Origin of the sequence: Hymenobacter citatus (assembly GCF_014333615.1) — a bacterium.
GTDB classification, from domain to species: Bacteria; Bacteroidota; Bacteroidia; order Cytophagales; family Hymenobacteraceae; genus Hymenobacter; species Hymenobacter citatus.
This window is the reverse complement of the sequence record NZ_JACSCY010000004.1, coordinates 43,236-58,911: the sequence shown is the minus strand read 5'-3', so window position 1 is coordinate 58,911 and position 15,676 is coordinate 43,236. Positions and strand designations below refer to the sequence as shown.

Sequence of the window (15,676 nt, the reverse complement as noted above, 5' to 3'; positions counted from 1 at the left end):
TCAGCGCATGACGTTCAAGAAACTCGTCGGTAAGCTGCACCTCTGGCTCGGACTCTCGTCTGGGCTAGTCGTGTTTATTGTGGCCCTCACCGGTTGCATCTATGTGTTTCAGAAGGAGCTTTTTGATGTTTTGCACCAGGATCTGGTGCGTGTAGAAGCACCGGCTCAGGCGCAGCCGTTGCCGCTGAGCGCGGTGTGGGCGAAAGCGCAGGAAGCCCTGGGTCCCGATAAGCCCCTGCAAAACGGCACCACCTACGCCGACCCTACCCGCGCCTGGACGTTTATGACCTACAAGGGCAACGCCGGGGAGCCCTACTTCGGGAACATGATTGAGTATCACCGCACGGTGTACGTGAACCCCTACACGGGCCAGGTGAACGGCGTGCTTGATAACAAGTACGAGTTTTTTCAGGTGGTGAAATGGCTGCACTGGGGCTTGTGGCTGGGCACGGCCGGCGAGTACATTGTGGGCTGGAGCACGCTGATTTTCGTGTTTTTGCTGCTCTCGGGACTGGTGCTGTGGTGGCCCAAAAACAAGGCCGCCCGCAAGCAGCGCTTCACAGTGAAATGGAATGCCACCCGCAAGCGCCTGAATTACGATTTGCACAACACCGTGGGCTTCTATCTTACGTTGGTAGCCCTCATCATTGCTCTCACGGGCCTCACGTGGTCGTTCAACTGGATGAAGCAGGGCATCACCTACCTGGCTACCGGCCAGACAGAACTTGCCGGCGGCCGGGGTGGCAAGGGTGGAAAAGGCAGTAAAGAAGGCGCCAAACCCGACCTTCCGCTCGCGGTTCAGCTGGCCCCGCCCCCTACAGCCACCGACGCGGCCCTACGCGACGCCTGGCAGCGCTTACCCCAAGCCAAAGCCATTTCAACAGGTAAGCCTACCCCCGAGCAGCCCATTACGCTACGCGCTGCGCTAGGCAACAGCCGCTACCAATCCGGCCAACTCACTTACTCGGCGGCGGGGCAATTTGAGAAGGTAGAAACCTACCACGAGAAGCCCAAAGGCGAGTTGCTGGTGATGATGAACTACGATATTCACGTGGGCTCGGTCCTTGGCCTACCTGGTAAGATCATCGCCTTTCTGGCCAGCCTGCTGATTGCTACCCTACCCGTTACGGGTTTTTACATCTGGTGGGGTAAGCGCCATAAGCAGGCAACCAAACACCGCCCAGCCAGTGCGGGTACGGTGGAGCACCGCCGCATGGTGCGGCCTATGCGTCCTGCTTACGCCAACTCACCCGCTTCGGCTGAAGCGTAAGGCAGGCGGTGCTATCTTTGCGGGCGCAACTCCGTAGTGGGGGTAGCAATGCGGTAGTACCCATGTTTTTTCCTGGGCATTTTGCTGTTTTCCGCCAACGATTTGCGCTTTCTGTTTGTTTAGATAACGTCCTGACCGGGCGCTGTTTGTTTTCTCATTTTCGCTGTTCCTGATGAGTTCTATTTCCACCGATATCTGCATTATCGGCGCTGGCCCGGTGGGGCTATTTGCTGTATTTGAAGCTGGCTTGCTGAAGCTGCGCTGCCACGTAGTAGACGCCCTACCCCAGGTAGGCGGGCAGCTCTCCGAGATTTATCCCAAGAAGCCCATCTACGATATCCCCGGCTTCCCGTCGGTGCTGGCTGGTGATTTGGTGCAGAACCTGATGGAGCAAATTGCCCCCTTCCACCCCACCTTCACGCTGGGCGAGCGGGTAGAGAAATTTGAGAAGCTCGACGACGGCTCCTTCCAGCTGACCACCACCGATGGCACCGAGATTCACTGCAAGGCCATTGCCATTGCCGGCGGTTTGGGCTCGTTTGAGCCGCGCAAACCGGCCGTAGAGTCGCTGGAAAGCTTTGAGGGTGGCAAAGGCGTGTACTACATGGTGCGCGACCCCGAGCACTTCCGCGACAAGCGCCTGGTGATTGCCGGCGGCGGCGACTCAGCCCTCGACTGGACCATTTTCCTGGCCGATGTGGCCAAGGAAGTGACGCTGGTGCACCGCGGCACCACCTTCCGCGGCGCCGCCGACTCGGCCGAGAAGGTGAAGAACTTGCACGAAGCCGGCAAAGTGCGGCTGGTACTCAGCAGCAACGTGACCCACGTGCACGGCAACGGCACGCTCTCCCACGTGACCATCACGGGCAACAATGGCGAGCCGGAGCAGGTGCCGGTGGATGCGTTTGTGCCTCTGTTCGGCCTCACGCCCAAGCTCGGCCCTATTGGCGAGTGGGGTTTGGAGATTGAGGACAATGCCGTGAAAGTGGACACACTGGATTACTCCACCAACGTGCCCGGCATCTTCGCTATCGGCGACATCAACACGTATCCCGGCAAGCTGAAACTGATTTTGTGCGGCTTCCACGAGGCCGCTCTCATGGCCCAGGGTGCTTACAAGCACATCTACCCCGATAAAAAATATGTGCTGAAGTATACCACTGTGAACGGGGTACCTACCCTGTAAGCGGTGGCTGCCGGCAAATAATTTCGGCTAAACTGTTAAACTCGCAGCGGGCGGCAGGCAGTGCACACGGCAACGTAAGCGCTACCCGCCGCCCGCTGTTACCTTTGCGGGGTAGCTACCCCAAGGTAGCCGCTCCCTACCCTCTGTTTTACAACCGACGCCCTACCTATGAGTTTAGACGCCACCGAAGTCCGGGTATATGTGGAAGATGCCCCCGGCCAGCGCACCGAGATTATTGCCCCTACGGATATGGGCCTGAGCCTGATGGAGGTAATGAAGGCTTCCGGCTACGACATTCAGGCCACGTGTGGGGGTATGGCCCTATGCGGCACCTGCCACGTGGAGGTGCTGGCCGGCCCTGCCCTCCTGGAGCCCAGCGACGACGAGCTATACATGCTGGAGTCCCTACCCATCCTCACCGATGCCAGTCGCCTGTCGTGCCAAATCCGCATCACGCCCCGCCTCGATGGCCTCGTGGTGCGCCTCATGCCCCAAGACGCGTAGGCAGCCTACCCACTTACAACAAGAAGGACGAGCTACTATGGCTCGTCCTTCTTGTTTCTATGCTATAGAGTGCGCTGGTATTAGCGCCGCCTGCGTGTGGTGGTATGGTGGGCCACCGGTTTGCGGGTTGTAGTCTTTTTACGGGCGGCAGTGCTGCGGTGCGCCGAGCTGCTGCGCCGCCGATGGGAGGTGGTGCGGTGCGCGGAGGCAGCGGGCTTGGCCTCTGGCTCGGGGGCCGCGGGCGACTCTTCGGGTACGGCCGGGCCGTGTGTTTCGGGCGCTGTAGTGGTAGTTTCCTCGGCTTCTTCGGCGGCTTGCAGAGTGGCGGCGCGGTTGCGGCGGGTAGGCATCAGCATATCGCGCTCCACCCGCTCGCGGGCCGTTAGGTTTTCCTCACCCGGCAGCACCGGCGACACAGGAACGGCCATCTTTCCATCCGGCACGGCGGCTGGCTCTGGCTTCTTATGGCTTTGCGCCAAGGCTGGAGCACTACAGAGCAACAGACCGGCAAGCACTAAGATTTTATTCATCAACATCACATTTGAAATCCTAAGAAGCTACAAAAGTACAGTTATCGGGCCAGAGTGTCAAAGTTGACTACAATCATAGCTACGAGCTAAACAGTTCGCACTCTGCACAAACGCTTGCCAATACCCCATACGACGGGCGCCTGCAAGGCGCCCCTACAGGGCAATCTGCACTCGCTGCCCAGCCGAGTGAGCCGAGAATTCCGGTGCATACAAGCACTGCAACTGCGACAAGCCGCCCGAGAAATTACCGGCCTGCGCCGCTCGCAAACGGTACTCGAACGTGTGTGTGCCCTTGGGGAAATAACTGATAAAAAAGTTGGTGGCCGCATCGCGCGGACTCTCGTAGTAGCCCAGCCCCGACTGGTACTGGTAGCCCGAAAGCTGGTTGATCAGCTCCAACCCGGCGGCGCGCTGGTCTTTCAGGTGCACGTATTCCAGGTCGCGGTCGGCGCGCAGTACGAGGCGCACCACCAGCACGTCGCCTACCCGCAAGGGGGCGCTAGGCGTAAGGGGCTCCAGCACCGGCCCGCCTGCTGTACGCTGCTCCCGGAATAGCTGACGCGTGAGCTGCAAGCCCGTGGTGGCGGGTGTAATCTTGTCGATTTGCTCGAAGTATTGCCAGTAGAGTGCACCCCAGGCCACGCCGGCGTCGGGCTTGGTCACGGTCACGCGGCCCTGCGCGGGCTTCACCTCCGCACCCAACCAGGTGTTTTTGAAGTAGCCGGTCCCGGCTTCCAGCTTGTTGGGCGTCACTGGCTCGCCGCCTACCGTTACCTGGATGGGCTGGGTAGGTGTGAGCCAGTCGGAGCCGCGCAGCAGCAGGGCGTAGCAGGCATCGGCGGTGGCGCGGGTGCTTTCCCAGTTGCGGGTTTGCTTTTGCTTGAGCAGCCAGAGCTTCATTTCGTCTACGGCTTGCTGGTTGTTGGCTACTTCGTCGTAGGCTTCGATGAGGGCGGCTTGCGTTTCGGTGGGGGCCTCTTGCCAGTAGTAGCCGGCACGCACGTCTTTCCAGTACATGCCCAGTTCGGGCGAGTGCAGGGCGTTTTCGGTGAGGGCCATCATAATTTGCTGGGCCGTTTTTGGGTTGCTAGCGCGGTGTAGCGTGAGGGCCGCCAGGCCTTGCAGATAGCGGTTTTGCTGGGGCCAGTAGGTAGCCAATTGCTGTTGATAGTAGGCAGCAGCAGGCTGAGCGGCGTTGGCAACAGCCGGTTTCGGCCAGAAGCTGCGGGCGTACAGGGCCTGCACCTGGGTAGGGCTCAGGTGGTTCTCTTCCAGGTTGACGTTTTTCTGCTTGCGCAGGTCGGCGTAGTCTTTCTGCAACTGTCCATCGAGGTAGGCCAGCGCCCGGGTTAGCACTTGCTGTGCCTGCGGGTTCTGGGTAGCGTCGAAGGCATTTAGCTTGCGCAGCTTGCCGAAACCCGCTACAATGAGTTGGGTGATGTAGCGGTCGGCGGGCATCTTCTCGAACCACGGGAAAGCGCCGTCGGGTAGCTGCATTTGGGCCAGTTTGGCCAGCGCTTTGGTGGTTTCGGCTTGCAGGCGGGGCTCGTCGAACAGCTCGGCGAGGCGGCGCATACGCTCGGTGTCGGTCTGGGCGTCGCGCACCCACGGGGTTTCTTGCAGCAGCAGGGCTTTCAGCTCCTGGTTTTGTTCGAGCTTGCTGGTGAGGGCCTGTTTATCGCCGCTCTGGGCGGCGCGCTGCCACTCGGCTAGCACCGGTTTGATGCGCGGATTCTGCTTCAGAATACTAGCCGCCAACAAGTTGGCGTAGAGGCGGCTAAACACCTGCTCCGAGCACTCATACGGATACTCCATGAGGTAGGGCAGCGCCTGCACGGCGTACCACGCCGGTTTCTGCGTCATTTCCAGCGTGAGCGAGTAGTTGCGCCGAGTAGGCGAGGTGGTGCTCGTCAGCTTCTGCAAGTCAAACGTCTTGGTGCCCGCGCCTACGATTGGTAAGGGTAGGCTCTCGGTGATGAGCAGGCGGTTGGGCAGCACCGGCAGCATGTTTTCCTCGCCGTCTTCTATAGTTGTTAGTTGTTGGTTGTTAGTTGTCAGGTTGTTCTGGCGACGTTGCTTTCGCTTCTGTTTTCCTGATAACTGCTCACTAACAACTGACAACTGACCCTGCGCTACCACCCGGTAGGTAATGGCTTCCAGCGGCACCTGGCCCTCGGCGGTTTCGGGGATGGTGATGTTCCAACTGAGGGCGGTGCTGGCGTTGCCGTTCAGACTGAACGGCTGCTGCGCCGGGCTTACAATCAACTCTTTCAGCGGCTGCTGGGTGCGGGCGTCGAGCAGGAACAGCTGGGCGTGGCCGCTTGCTGCCTGCACCGTGAGGTTGCTGATTTTGGCCGAGAGCGTGAGCTGGTCGCCCTGGCGGAAGAAGCGCGGGGCGTTGGTGGTCACTTGCAACTGCTTCTGCGTGACGAGGGTGCGGGCCAGCGTGCCGGTGTGTAGCTGCTGGTCGTGGGCCAGGGTCAGGAGCTGCCAGCGCGTCACGGCTTCGGGCATCTGGAATTCCAGCACGGTTTCGCCTTTGTCGTTGGTGCGCAGGTCGGGCAGCCAGAAGGCGGTTTCGCGGAAGTCGGTGCGGGTAGAGACAGTGGAGAGGTCGGGGGCGAGTTGTAACCTATCCATATCTGGCAAGTCGTCTGTTTCGCCAGGCGCAGGGGATGCGTTTGGAGGTGGAGGTGGGGGCGGTGTAAAGGAATCTGTAGCAGTGCCCCGAGCTACACCAAGACTCATCATCTGGGCTCCACTTGCTATTCTCAGCACTTCCTCATCACGCTTTACAACGGGAGGCGTAAATTTCACTTTCCCATTCCGCGGCGCTAACAAATAGTCATTGGCACTTTCCTCATCGCCAAGCGAGTAACCCCACCAAGTTAAATGCGGATAGAATAAGGTAGGAGCGTCGCTTACCTGCTCACGATCTTCAAACAGTTCACCCCCATTCGTTGTCCCAAACCGCCCATTCCAAGCCAACATAGCCTGATAGTAGGGTTTTGGAAAATCCAGTTCCATAAAGGAGTGCGGGCGGAACACATCCAACGACTTATCATAGAGCGAAGCCAGCAATTCCGCCTTGGCCGGTTTGCCGTCGGCGCTATGAATCGTAACGCGCCAGGTTTCCTTTTGGCCGGGTTGGAGCTTGTCGCGGAACGTGGCGAGGCTGATGCGTAGCGGTGCGGGCGGCGTGACGACCTGTACGGTGATGTTGTGCTGGTAGAGGCGGTTGTCGCATACTTGCGTGAGGTGCAGGTAAAGCTGCGTGCCTTCCAGCGCGGCGGTAGTCGGGATTTCCACCACGCGCTGCTCACCGGCCGAAAGCGTCAGCCACTCGTGGCGCAGGGTTTCGCCCTTGGCCTCGGCTTCGAGCAGAATGCGTGCGCCGGCCTCAGAGCTGCCGACCAGGAACCGGGCCGGCTGGCCGGGTGCCACGCTGTCTTGCAGCGGCACAAACCAATCTGGGGTAGGCACGGGAAGGGCCGCGCTCTGGGTCGAAAACAGCGTGAAGAATTGCTCGGTGGTGGCTTCTGTAGCCTTGGTGTCGGTGGTGGGGGTAGCGGTAACCTGCAACAGGTAGCGGCCGGGTTGCTGGCGGGCCAGCTCGGCGGCCAGCGCAGGCAGCGCCGGACTTTGCGCGGTGGTAAACTCCTGGGTGGCCACCAGCGTGCGGGCCCAGGTGCTGTCGTTGTCTTCCTGGGCGTAGGCGTCGAGCGGGAATTTCTGCTTGAATTCCTTGCGGGGTAGGGCTTCACGCTCGGGCCGCTCCCAAGCGCGGGGGCGCAGGGTGCGGGCGGGCGGCACGAGACGGTAGAGGCGCAACGTGCCGCGGGCGGGCACGGCCTCGCCGGTAGCGTTGGTGCTGAGTATTTGGAGCGCGGGCAAATCCTCGCGGTTCAGCAGTTCGGGCACTTCCAGACGTAGCGTGAGGGCATTGGTGCCCAGACTCACCGTTTGCTCGCCGGTGCGGGTTTCGCCGGCCGCGTCGGTCACGTCGGCCGTGACGCTGAACACGTAGCCGGGCTGCCAGGGGCCGCGGCGGTTGCCGTCCGGCGCTTCGCCTTTGGCCGTGAAGGTCACCACGAAACCGCCCGCCGAATCGGTTTGGGCAGTGCCGTTGCTGATTTCCACGTCCGCGCCACCGCCTGGGTAGATGGGGCGGCCGTAGCTGCGCCCGAACAGCGGCCACACCGTGCGCCGCACCACCCGGTACTGCACCGTGGCCCCATCAATGGCCTGGCCGGCGTAGGCCGTAGCGGTGCCACGCATTGCTATTTGCTGGCCCAGCACGGGCGTGCCCTGCACCGGCGCAAACGTCACCTGAAAGGTAGGGCGCTTGTAGTCTTCCACCGCGAAGCCCACGCTACCGTTGTCGGTTTCCAGAGCCATTTCGCCGTTGAGCAGGCCGGTGGGTAGTACAATAGAGCCGTGGAAGGAGCCAAAATCAGACGTAGTGAAATTGAGCGTTTGCACAGTCTGGCCGTTCACGTCGCGCAGGCGCACGGCTACGGACTGGCCCGTGAGCAGCTGGTTTTTACCGGCGCGGCTTTCTGTCAGGATACCTTTGAAGTAGAGCGTCTGGCCGGGCCGGTAAATGGCGCGGTCGGTGTAGAGGAAGGTGCGGCGTTGGGGCTTCTCCGCCTCGGGCGTCTGGCTACGGCGCGGGAAGTAGTAGCCGTTCAGGTTTTCTACCAGCAGCGAATCGGTGCCGCGCGTGAGGAAAATACTTTGTAGCCGGTTGTTGTCACCGGTCTTCATGCCCATTAGAATCTGAGCTGTTCCTTCGGCACTGGTGAGTGAAGGGGTACCACGCCGTTGCTGGTAAGCCTCTTCTTTCTGGCTATAATATTGAAATAAGGGTAGAACCCGCACGCCGGGTAGGGCCTCGCCGCTCTGGCGATGCAGCACCAGCAGCTCCATACCCGATGCCGTGTTGCGGTGCACCTGGCTCAACTCACTCACGCTCAAAAAAGACCGGGCCGTTACGACGCCCGGCCGCTTCCGGGCTGGATTTTCGGGAGCGGTACTGAGCAGGATGATATAGTAACCCAGCGGTAGGGCCGGCCCGGCGTGCTGCACGGTGTGGGCGCGGTAGTCGGCGGGGGTAGGCAGGTCGAGCGTCCAGGTGGCGGCGGGCTTGCCGGCCAGGGCGCGGGCAAAGGTTTTTTGAAAGTTGAATGGCTCATTGGAAGTGTCTGGCTCCGTCAGGCGCAGATTGTAGGCACTGCTCACGCGGTAGGCGGTGGCGTAGAGGCGCTGGGTGTTGCGCACGTCCAGCTTCAGCAGCCAGGGTTGGTTGGGCAGCACCACATCTTCGGTAGTAAAGCCGACTGTCACCTGCTCGATGCGCTGCCGCAGCACCCGCGCCAGCTGCCCCCCGCGTGACTTCGGGAACTGCTTTTCGGCTTCCTGAGCAAGTTTCAGCGCTTGGGCTGGCTGGGTTTCTTCCAACGTTGCAGCCGCTGCTACCAGAAACTCTGTGCTACTAGGTAGGGCGCGGTACGTTTCGGCGCCGCGCACTAGGGCAGCGCGGTAGAGCGAGTCCTTGTCGGCAAACGTGGCGTGCTGCCACACAAAGCGCAGGCGCTGCAAATCCACATCGGCCAGCGCCGCCAGGTTTTTGGTATCTGTGAGGCGAAACTGCGTAATCTGCTGCCACACCCGTAGCGCGTGAAACTGACCGTTGAGCGAATCGGCGGTAGGTGCTTGTAGGGGCAGGCGGGCAAAATCTTGGGCAGAACCGAGCAAAGCCGGATTTTTCAACTCGAACTGTTCGGTGGGACGCGTCACGTAGAACTCGTCGTTGCCGAGGCCATCTACGGCGCGGTGGGCCAGCAGGTCGTAGAGGGTAGGGCGCAGGGCACGGCCCTCGGCGTCGCCGCCACGGACGGCGTAGCCGAGCTTCGAGAGCTGCAACTGCTGCTGGCGCTGGGGCTCGTCCTCAAGAGAAGCCCGGTAATGCGTGATGATGGCATTGCCGAGGCGGGCGGCATCCCAAGTGGCGAGGCTGTCGGAGGGTTGGGCGCCGCCGGGGGTGCGGTTGTAGAGCTGGTAGCGGTGCTGTTGGTAGTATCTGGCGTAGAGTTGAGCCAACAGGCTATGCAGAATTGGGCGGGCCGGAAACTTGGCCGTTTGCAGGTCCTTTTCGACTAAGGCAATGGCTTTTTCGTCGTCGTTTTCCTCTTTTTCTTCCAGAATGCGCAGCTTGTAGAGCAGGGCGCGCAGGTACTCGGGCGTGTCTTGCTGGCGACGGGCTTGCTGGTAAATTTCCTCCACCAGCTTGCCGGCCGAGGCGGTCTGATCCTTCTTCAGCAGGGCATCAATCTGCTTCCATTTCTTCGGATTGGGGCCGTCGGGGGGCGAGGTGAGGGCGGAGGAGCCGGCAGTAAACATCAGAAACAGGCCAAGCGTGAGCAGCAGGAAGTAGCGCATGGGTAGGAAACGGAAATCTGAACAAGTTTATGCATTTCAGATGCAGAACCTGCCCGGATTCCATACGGCGCTACCGTTTTTCTTTTTGACCGTCATACTGAGCGCAGCGCAGCGGAGTCGAAGCATCTCGCGTGCTGATGGCAGGTAGTAATTACCGGGAGCACGCGAGATGCTTCGACTTCGCTGCGCTGCGCTCAGCATGACGGTCTCTCCTACCCTACTTCCCGCCTTCCAGCACCCGCTCGGCCTGGGCGATGTGGCGCTGGGCGTGCACCACCAGCAGCTCCAACTGGTCGGTGAGGCGCAGGCGTAGCAATGGTATCACCACGTTGGGGATGCGGATGGCGTTGATGTTGACCCCGCGCGCCTGTTGCAGCAGCCCCACCAGCTCATCGGCTTGCCGGTTGAATACCTCTACCACCGTGCGCGGTAGGCGCGAGCCGCTGGGAGCGTACTGCTGGGGCGATTTGATGACTTTTTCGCTGGCCGGCACGCGCATGGCCTCCGTCATGCGGCGCCCTATCAAGCCACGCTTTATGGTATCGGCGGGGCGGGAGCTGCGGCCCTGGGCCTGTTGCAACTTGCGCGCTATCAGGGGTAGGTAGAGGCCCCCGATGATGTTGAGGTGCTCCAGGCACTGCCCCACGCTCCACTTGCCCGGGCCAGGCCGACGGTTCAGTTGGTCGTCGGTGAGGGGGCGAAACTCCTGCGCCGCGGTGGCCTGCAAAGCGCGCAGATCGGCCGTGAGCTGGTCGAGGAAGTCGGTGGTGCGGGTAGCGGGCTGGCTCATAGCGGGCGGTGACTGGCGGGTAGCTCCGGGCAGGAACATCGGAAGAAACAGTAATGATACGGCAGCGAGGGCGTTGAGGCAACCCCATGCGCGGGTTTCCGCGTCCCTGCCCGTTGCCGCGGCCCGATTTTAGATACGCACTCTCCGGCTATTGCCTTTATGCTCTATCGTTAAGCTACTCCTTTATGCCTGGCCTCAAGCCCGCTCCTACCCCGCGCAAACGCGCTGCTTGGCTACCTACCCTCGTGCGGCGCTACTTCGGCTTTTCGCGCCGCGAAACCTCCGGTTTTCTAGTGTTGCTGCTCCTGCTGCTGGCGTGGCTGTTTGTGCCGATGCTCCTGCGCCCAGCCCTACCCCACTACAACCCAGCAGCCGACCAGCGCCAACTCAACCAGTTGACCACAGAACTGGCTGCCCGCCGCCAGCCCGAAGCCGCCCGCTATGCCCGCCGCACTTATCCCGGCCGCTACCCCGCGGTGCCCCAGGTGGCACTGGCACCCTTCGACCCCAATGCCCTAACGGCCCGCAACTGGGAAGCCCGCGGCCTAGGTCACTTCCTGGCCGAGCGCCTGGTGCACTTCCGCGACGTGATAGGCGGCTTCAAGGCCAAGGAGCAAATCCGGCGCACCTACGGCCTGCCCGACTCGGTGTACCAGCGGCTGGCGCCCTACATGCAGCTCCCCGAGACGATGCCCGCCCGCACGGCCTATGCCCGCCAGGATCAGAAATTTGATAAAAAATTCCCCGACCGGGCGCCCTACCCGGCCAGCAAGTTTCCGCGCAAGCCTACCCACCTGGCGGCCTTCGACCTGAACACGGCCGATACCACCCAGCTGATGCAGATTCGCGGCATCGGGCGGGGGCTTTCGGCACGCGTGGTGGAGTACCGCGTGCGGCTGGGTGGCTTTGTACGGGCGGGGCAATTGGCCGAAATCTACAGCCTACGCGACGCCCCTGATCTGGTAGACAGCCTGCGCAAATACACCTTCGTGACGGGCTCCTTCGCCCCTACCCCCATCGACATCAACAACGCCCCCTTCGAGCTGTTGCAGGCGCACCCCTACGTGGGCAAGCGCCTGGCGCGGGTGGTAGTGGCCTACCGCCAGCAGCACGGCCCGTTCCGGCAGGCCACCGATTTGCGCCAGATTCGCATTCTGGACGAGGCCACGTACGAGAAGCTCCTGCCCTACCTACGGCTCTGAGCCACGGCGCTGCCGGGGCGCAGCACCGCCACCAGGCCCAGCGTCTGGCCGGGCGCGTAGGCGGGCACTACCGTCAGCCAGCCGCCTACCTTGCCGGGCACCAGCCGCGCCAGGTGCGGGTAGAGCCGCCACACCGCCTCGGCCGACAAAAACCCGATGCTGGCCCCAGCCACCACATCGGATGCCCAGTGCCGGTCGTTGAGCACGCGCATGGCGCCGGTGGCTGTGGCCACGGTATAGCCTGCTACGCTCACCCAAGGATGCTCTTTGCCAAACTGCTCGTGCAGGAGCGTGGCCGTTAGGAAGGCGTCGGCGGTGTGGGCGGAGGGAAAGGAGCTGAAGTCGCCGGCTACGTCGGGGCGCTGCTCGTGGGTGTAGTGTTTGAGCTTGGATACCACCGTGGAGCTGACCACGTGCGCCAGGGCATAGTTGAGGGTGAAAGCCACTGCACCCCGCTCGCCGCGTACGCCCACAGCCATCAGCCCGTAGGCACCCCACAGCGGCGCGCGGCGCGTGTAGTCGTCGATTTTGGTATGGAAGCGCGGGAAGGCTTCGCGGGTTTCGTCGCGCAGGTGCTCTTTCCACTCGTCCACCACGTTTTCATTTTTGCCCGCGTAGGCCACAGCCAGCAGCGTGAGGGGCACGGCCACGCGCAGGGTGCGCGCTGGCCGCCACGCGGCGCTGCTATCAGCCGGAGGGTAGGCGGTTTGCGCACGGGCGCTCAATAGAGCTGGCAGGCAGAGCAGCAACGCCAGAAGAAAACGCATAGCGGGTGGAGAAGAAGCGCAATGGATGTTTCCTGTAAGATACTTCTGCAAAAGCTGTTTTTTGGATGAAGAATACAATGGTTTCGGGGGGCCTGCCCACTGCCGCAACGGCAGTGGCGGCGGCTACGTATGCCCGGCAACTAGCCTATGCCTTCCGCTTCCCAATTTCTTTCCCGTACTGCTTGTGCCCTGCTAGCTGGGTGCGCGTTCCTGCTGAGCGGCTGCGCCGATAAGTCGGCCCGCAGCCGGTTTGTGGATGTCAGCAGGCAGTATACTACCGAGCAGGTGGGGCGGCTGCCAAAAGGCAAGGTGACGGAAAACTCGGGGCTGGCGCCGGCCAACAAGGTAGGCGACCTGTGGACGCATAGCGACGGCGGCAACAGCTCCCACCTCTATCAGATTACCCGCCAGGGCGACTTGCTGAAAACCCTGGATCTGGCCCCGCTCACCAACATTGACTGGGAAGACCTAGCTCACGACGACGAGCAGCGCCTCTACCTCGGCGACTTCGGCAATAACCAGAACAAGCGCCGCAACCTGGCCGTGTATCGCCTCAGCGGCCCTACCTTTCAGCAGATTGATACCATTCGGTTTGCCTACCCCGATCAGCGGGCCTTTCCGCCCAAGAAAAGCAACCGCAACTTCGATTGCGAGGCCTTTTACTATTCTCAAGATAGCCTCTATCTGTTCACCAAAAACCGCAGCCCCGAGGATTTGTGGGTGAAGCAATACGTGCTGCCGGCCCGGCCTGGCACGTATGTGGCCCGCCTAGCCGACAGCCTGCTGCTCGACACCTGGATTACGGCCGCCGACCTCAGCCCCGACGGCCGCACGGTGGCCCTACTGGGGCGCGGACGCGTGTATCTGTTTCAGCGCGAGCCCGGCAAACGCTTGTTCGACGGCGCCAAACAGATGCTGCGCCTACCCATTGATCATCAGGTAGAGGCCCTCTCCTTCATCAATCAACACGATTTCATGATCAGCAGCGAGAAGGGCCGGCTCTACCAGGTGACGCACCAATAGCAACCGCACTAGTTGGCTGTTTTACGCCTGTTGCCGTAAGCAACAGTGCATCTGTCATCCTGAGCCTTCCGCGTCTCAAGCGGCGACAAAGGACCTTCTCACGCGAGAACGACTATCGGTTATCGCGTGAGAAAGCCTTTTGCAAGCGCAAGATGACAGGCGCTTTCATGCACAACTTCACAAACTCGCAACTCACACTTTCTATAGTATGGCATCTACCATTCTTGTTACCGGCGCTACGGGTACTATCGGCACTGAACTGGTGAAAGCACTGACCAACCGTGGCGTCACGGTTCGGGCGGGCGTACATTCTATTATCAAAGGCGACCGGCTGAAGCACCTCAACCCCGATGTGCAGCTGGTGGAAATAGATTACCACAACCCGGAAACGCTGGCAGTAGCCCTTACCGGTGTCGAGCGCGTGTTCCTGCTTCCCCCGCCTACCCCCGACCAAGTGGAGCTGGCGCGGCTCCTGCTTGCGGCCGCTCGGCAAGCAGGCATACGGCAGCTGGTGCAGCTTTCGGCCGCCGGCGCTGGCCGCGATTCACAGATTGAAATTGACCAGCGCCACCGCGAGATAGAACAGCTGGTAGCCGCTAGCGGCCTGCCATATGCCGTACTGCGCCCCGAAGGCTTTATGCAGAACTTTGTGCACCAGCACTGTGCTACTATCCGAGATGAAGGCAAATTCTACCTACCCCTTTCCGATGCGCAGGTAGCCTACATTGATGTGCGTGATATTGCTGCCGCCGCGGCCACCTTGCTCACCACCGACCCCGCCGCTTACGCCGGCCAGGCTTACCACCTCACCGGACCAGCTGCTCTCACCGGCCAGCAGGTAGCCGAGGCCCTTAGCCAGGCCACGGGCCAGGAAGTGCGTTACGTACCGGTTTCGGAAGACGACGCCCGCGCGGCCATGCAGGAGCTGCCCGCCGAGCGGGTAGACGAATTGCTGGCCCTATACGCCGATTACCGCGCCGGCCACGCCGCTACTGTCAGCAACGAAGTGCAAGCACTTACCGGCCACGCTCCCCACACCATCCAGCAATTTGCCAATGATTACAAGGCGCAGTTCCAGCCGGAAGAGTAGTTGAGTTGCGAGTTATTCGGGCGGCTACAGTAGCAGAAGCCGCGTAGTGCCCATAGGGTTGCAGCACCACACGGGTATGGCTGACTCCTGCGCCACATAGCGGCGCAGGAGTCAGCCATACGTTCCTTACCTCGCTACGCGGCGCGGGTTGTAACACTGGTGTTGTTCTACAAACCTTCGGTTGCTACGCGGCCTACAATACAGCCTCCCGACAACTCGCAACTCATAACTTTTCCGTGTAGCAATTACTTTTACTGTTCTTTTCTCTCTCATCCGCTTATGTCTGTTACTGCCGAACATCCTGATATTCTGTCCCGATTGCGTGTTGAAACCCGGCCTTACCACGATGCGCTGGAGCAAAACACGTTCAATCAGGAGCTGACGGCAGGAACAGTTTCTCAGGCGGCTACGGCGCATTTTCTGCGCCGGATATATGGTTTTTTGCAGCCCTACGAAACCCAGTTGCGGGCACATGCCGATGCATTTGGACCAGAGTGGCAGCTAGACCAACGCTACCGTGCCCATCTGATTCTGGAGGATATGGCGCAGACCAACAACCCATCGGAGCCAGTACTTTGCCCTACTTTGCCACCGTTGCGCACCCGTGCGCAATTGCTGGGGGCCATGTATGTACTAGAGGGCTCTACCCTGGGCGGACAAGTAATTAGGCGGCAACTAGCCAAGGCCGATATTCCGCTGCAAACCTATTTTACAGGCTACGCGGAGCGCACGGGACCAATGTGGAAAAGTTTTTGTCAGCTGCTGACGGCAGCGGCTACCACTGAGGAGCAGACAGAAATTGTGCAGTCGGCCGTGCTTACCTTTCAACACTTACACGCGTGGATCAGTCAACCGTAAGTTATACCAGCGAGC

At 61.1% G+C, this 15,676-nt stretch carries 11 protein-coding genes; 7 read left to right on the top strand and 4 right to left on the bottom strand.

The window, feature by feature from the left end; genetic code table 11:
* Positions 1 to 7: 7 nt before the first annotated feature.
* The 3 genes from H8B15_RS06520 (at position 8) to H8B15_RS06510 (ending at position 2,960) form a co-directional block, all read left to right on the top strand.
* The gene (locus H8B15_RS06520; RefSeq protein ID WP_187318873.1) at positions 8 to 1,270 is read left to right on the top strand and encodes a PepSY-associated TM helix domain-containing protein; all 1,263 of its coding nucleotides are present in this window, start codon (positions 8 to 10) and stop codon (positions 1,268 to 1,270) included.
* 172 nt (positions 1,271 to 1,442) lie between these two features.
* Positions 1,443 to 2,456 carry an NAD(P)/FAD-dependent oxidoreductase gene (locus tag H8B15_RS06515; protein WP_187318872.1) on the top strand — a complete coding sequence of 338 codons (1,014 nt, stop codon included), beginning with the start codon at positions 1,443 to 1,445 and terminating at the stop codon, positions 2,454 to 2,456.
* 168 nt (positions 2,457 to 2,624) lie between these two features.
* Positions 2,625 to 2,960 (top strand): 2Fe-2S iron-sulfur cluster-binding protein, encoded by a 336-nt coding sequence (locus tag H8B15_RS06510; protein WP_187318871.1) that lies wholly within the window; start codon positions 2,625 to 2,627, stop codon positions 2,958 to 2,960.
* Positions 2,961 to 3,040: 80 nt separating this feature from the next.
* Here H8B15_RS06510 and H8B15_RS06505 read toward each other — a convergent pair whose 3' ends face one another.
* The 3 genes from H8B15_RS06505 to H8B15_RS06495 form a co-directional block, all read right to left on the bottom strand.
* The gene (locus tag H8B15_RS06505) at positions 3,041 to 3,490 is read right to left on the bottom strand and encodes a hypothetical protein (protein WP_187318870.1); all 450 of its coding nucleotides are present in this window, start codon (positions 3,488 to 3,490) and stop codon (positions 3,041 to 3,043) included.
* 153 nt (positions 3,491 to 3,643) lie between these two features.
* Positions 3,644 to 9,931 (bottom strand): alpha-2-macroglobulin family protein, encoded by a 6,288-nt coding sequence (locus H8B15_RS06500; protein ID WP_187318869.1) that lies wholly within the window; start codon positions 9,929 to 9,931, stop codon positions 3,644 to 3,646.
* A gap of 217 nt (positions 9,932 to 10,148) precedes the next feature.
* Positions 10,149 to 10,760: a DinB family protein gene (locus tag H8B15_RS06495; protein ID WP_187318868.1), complete on the bottom strand. Its 612-nt coding sequence runs from the start codon at positions 10,758 to 10,760 to the stop codon at positions 10,149 to 10,151.
* Between the two features lie 146 nt (positions 10,761 to 10,906).
* Here H8B15_RS06495 and H8B15_RS06490 point away from each other — a divergent pair, with 146 nt between their 5' ends.
* Complete coding sequence (locus H8B15_RS06490) at positions 10,907 to 11,923, top strand: ComEA family DNA-binding protein (protein ID WP_187318867.1); 1,017 nt, start codon at positions 10,907 to 10,909, stop codon at positions 11,921 to 11,923.
* Here the strand turns inward: H8B15_RS06490 and H8B15_RS06485 are convergent.
* Complete coding sequence (locus tag H8B15_RS06485) at positions 11,908 to 12,690, bottom strand: phosphatase PAP2 family protein (RefSeq protein WP_187318866.1); 783 nt, start codon at positions 12,688 to 12,690, stop codon at positions 11,908 to 11,910. The genes H8B15_RS06490 and H8B15_RS06485 overlap by 16 nt on opposite strands.
* A gap of 147 nt (positions 12,691 to 12,837) precedes the next feature.
* Here H8B15_RS06485 and H8B15_RS06480 point away from each other — a divergent pair, with 147 nt between their 5' ends.
* The 3 genes from H8B15_RS06480 (at position 12,838) to H8B15_RS06470 (ending at position 15,661) form a co-directional block, all read left to right on the top strand.
* A complete protein-coding gene (locus H8B15_RS06480; protein ID WP_187318865.1) occupies positions 12,838 to 13,713 on the top strand; it encodes a hypothetical protein in 876 nt (291 codons plus the stop codon).
* Between the two features lie 208 nt (positions 13,714 to 13,921).
* Positions 13,922 to 14,803: an NmrA family NAD(P)-binding protein gene (locus H8B15_RS06475; protein WP_187318864.1), complete on the top strand. Its 882-nt coding sequence runs from the start codon at positions 13,922 to 13,924 to the stop codon at positions 14,801 to 14,803.
* 279 nt (positions 14,804 to 15,082) lie between these two features.
* On the top strand, positions 15,083 to 15,661 hold the full coding sequence (locus H8B15_RS06470) for a biliverdin-producing heme oxygenase (protein ID WP_187318863.1): 579 nt from the start codon (positions 15,083 to 15,085) through the stop codon (positions 15,659 to 15,661).
* The last annotated feature ends 15 nt before the right edge of the window (positions 15,662 to 15,676 follow it).

What these genes read in the sequence shown, in the direction of transcription:
- H8B15_RS06505 (WP_187318870.1), bottom strand. Translation starts at nt 3,490, where the DNA reads ATGAATAAAATCTTAGTGCTTGCCGGTCTGTTGCTCTGTAGTGCTCCA.
- H8B15_RS06475 (WP_187318864.1), top strand. Translation starts at nt 13,922, where the DNA reads ATGGCATCTACCATTCTTGTTACCGGCGCTACGGGTACTATCGGCACT.
- H8B15_RS06515 (WP_187318872.1), top strand. Translation starts at nt 1,443, where the DNA reads ATGAGTTCTATTTCCACCGATATCTGCATTATCGGCGCTGGCCCGGTG.
- H8B15_RS06480 (WP_187318865.1), top strand. Translation starts at nt 12,838, where the DNA reads ATGCCTTCCGCTTCCCAATTTCTTTCCCGTACTGCTTGTGCCCTGCTA.
- H8B15_RS06470 (WP_187318863.1), top strand. Translation starts at nt 15,083, where the DNA reads ATGTCTGTTACTGCCGAACATCCTGATATTCTGTCCCGATTGCGTGTT.
- H8B15_RS06500 (WP_187318869.1), bottom strand. Translation starts at nt 9,931, where the DNA reads ATGCGCTACTTCCTGCTGCTCACGCTTGGCCTGTTTCTGATGTTTACT.
- H8B15_RS06490 (WP_187318867.1), top strand. Translation starts at nt 10,907, where the DNA reads ATGCCTGGCCTCAAGCCCGCTCCTACCCCGCGCAAACGCGCTGCTTGG.
- H8B15_RS06485 (WP_187318866.1), bottom strand. Translation starts at nt 12,690, where the DNA reads ATGCGTTTTCTTCTGGCGTTGCTGCTCTGCCTGCCAGCTCTATTGAGC.
- H8B15_RS06520 (WP_187318873.1), top strand. Translation starts at nt 8, where the DNA reads ATGACGTTCAAGAAACTCGTCGGTAAGCTGCACCTCTGGCTCGGACTC.
- H8B15_RS06495 (WP_187318868.1), bottom strand. Translation starts at nt 10,760, where the DNA reads ATGTTCCTGCCCGGAGCTACCCGCCAGTCACCGCCCGCTATGAGCCAG.
- H8B15_RS06510 (WP_187318871.1), top strand. Translation starts at nt 2,625, where the DNA reads ATGAGTTTAGACGCCACCGAAGTCCGGGTATATGTGGAAGATGCCCCC.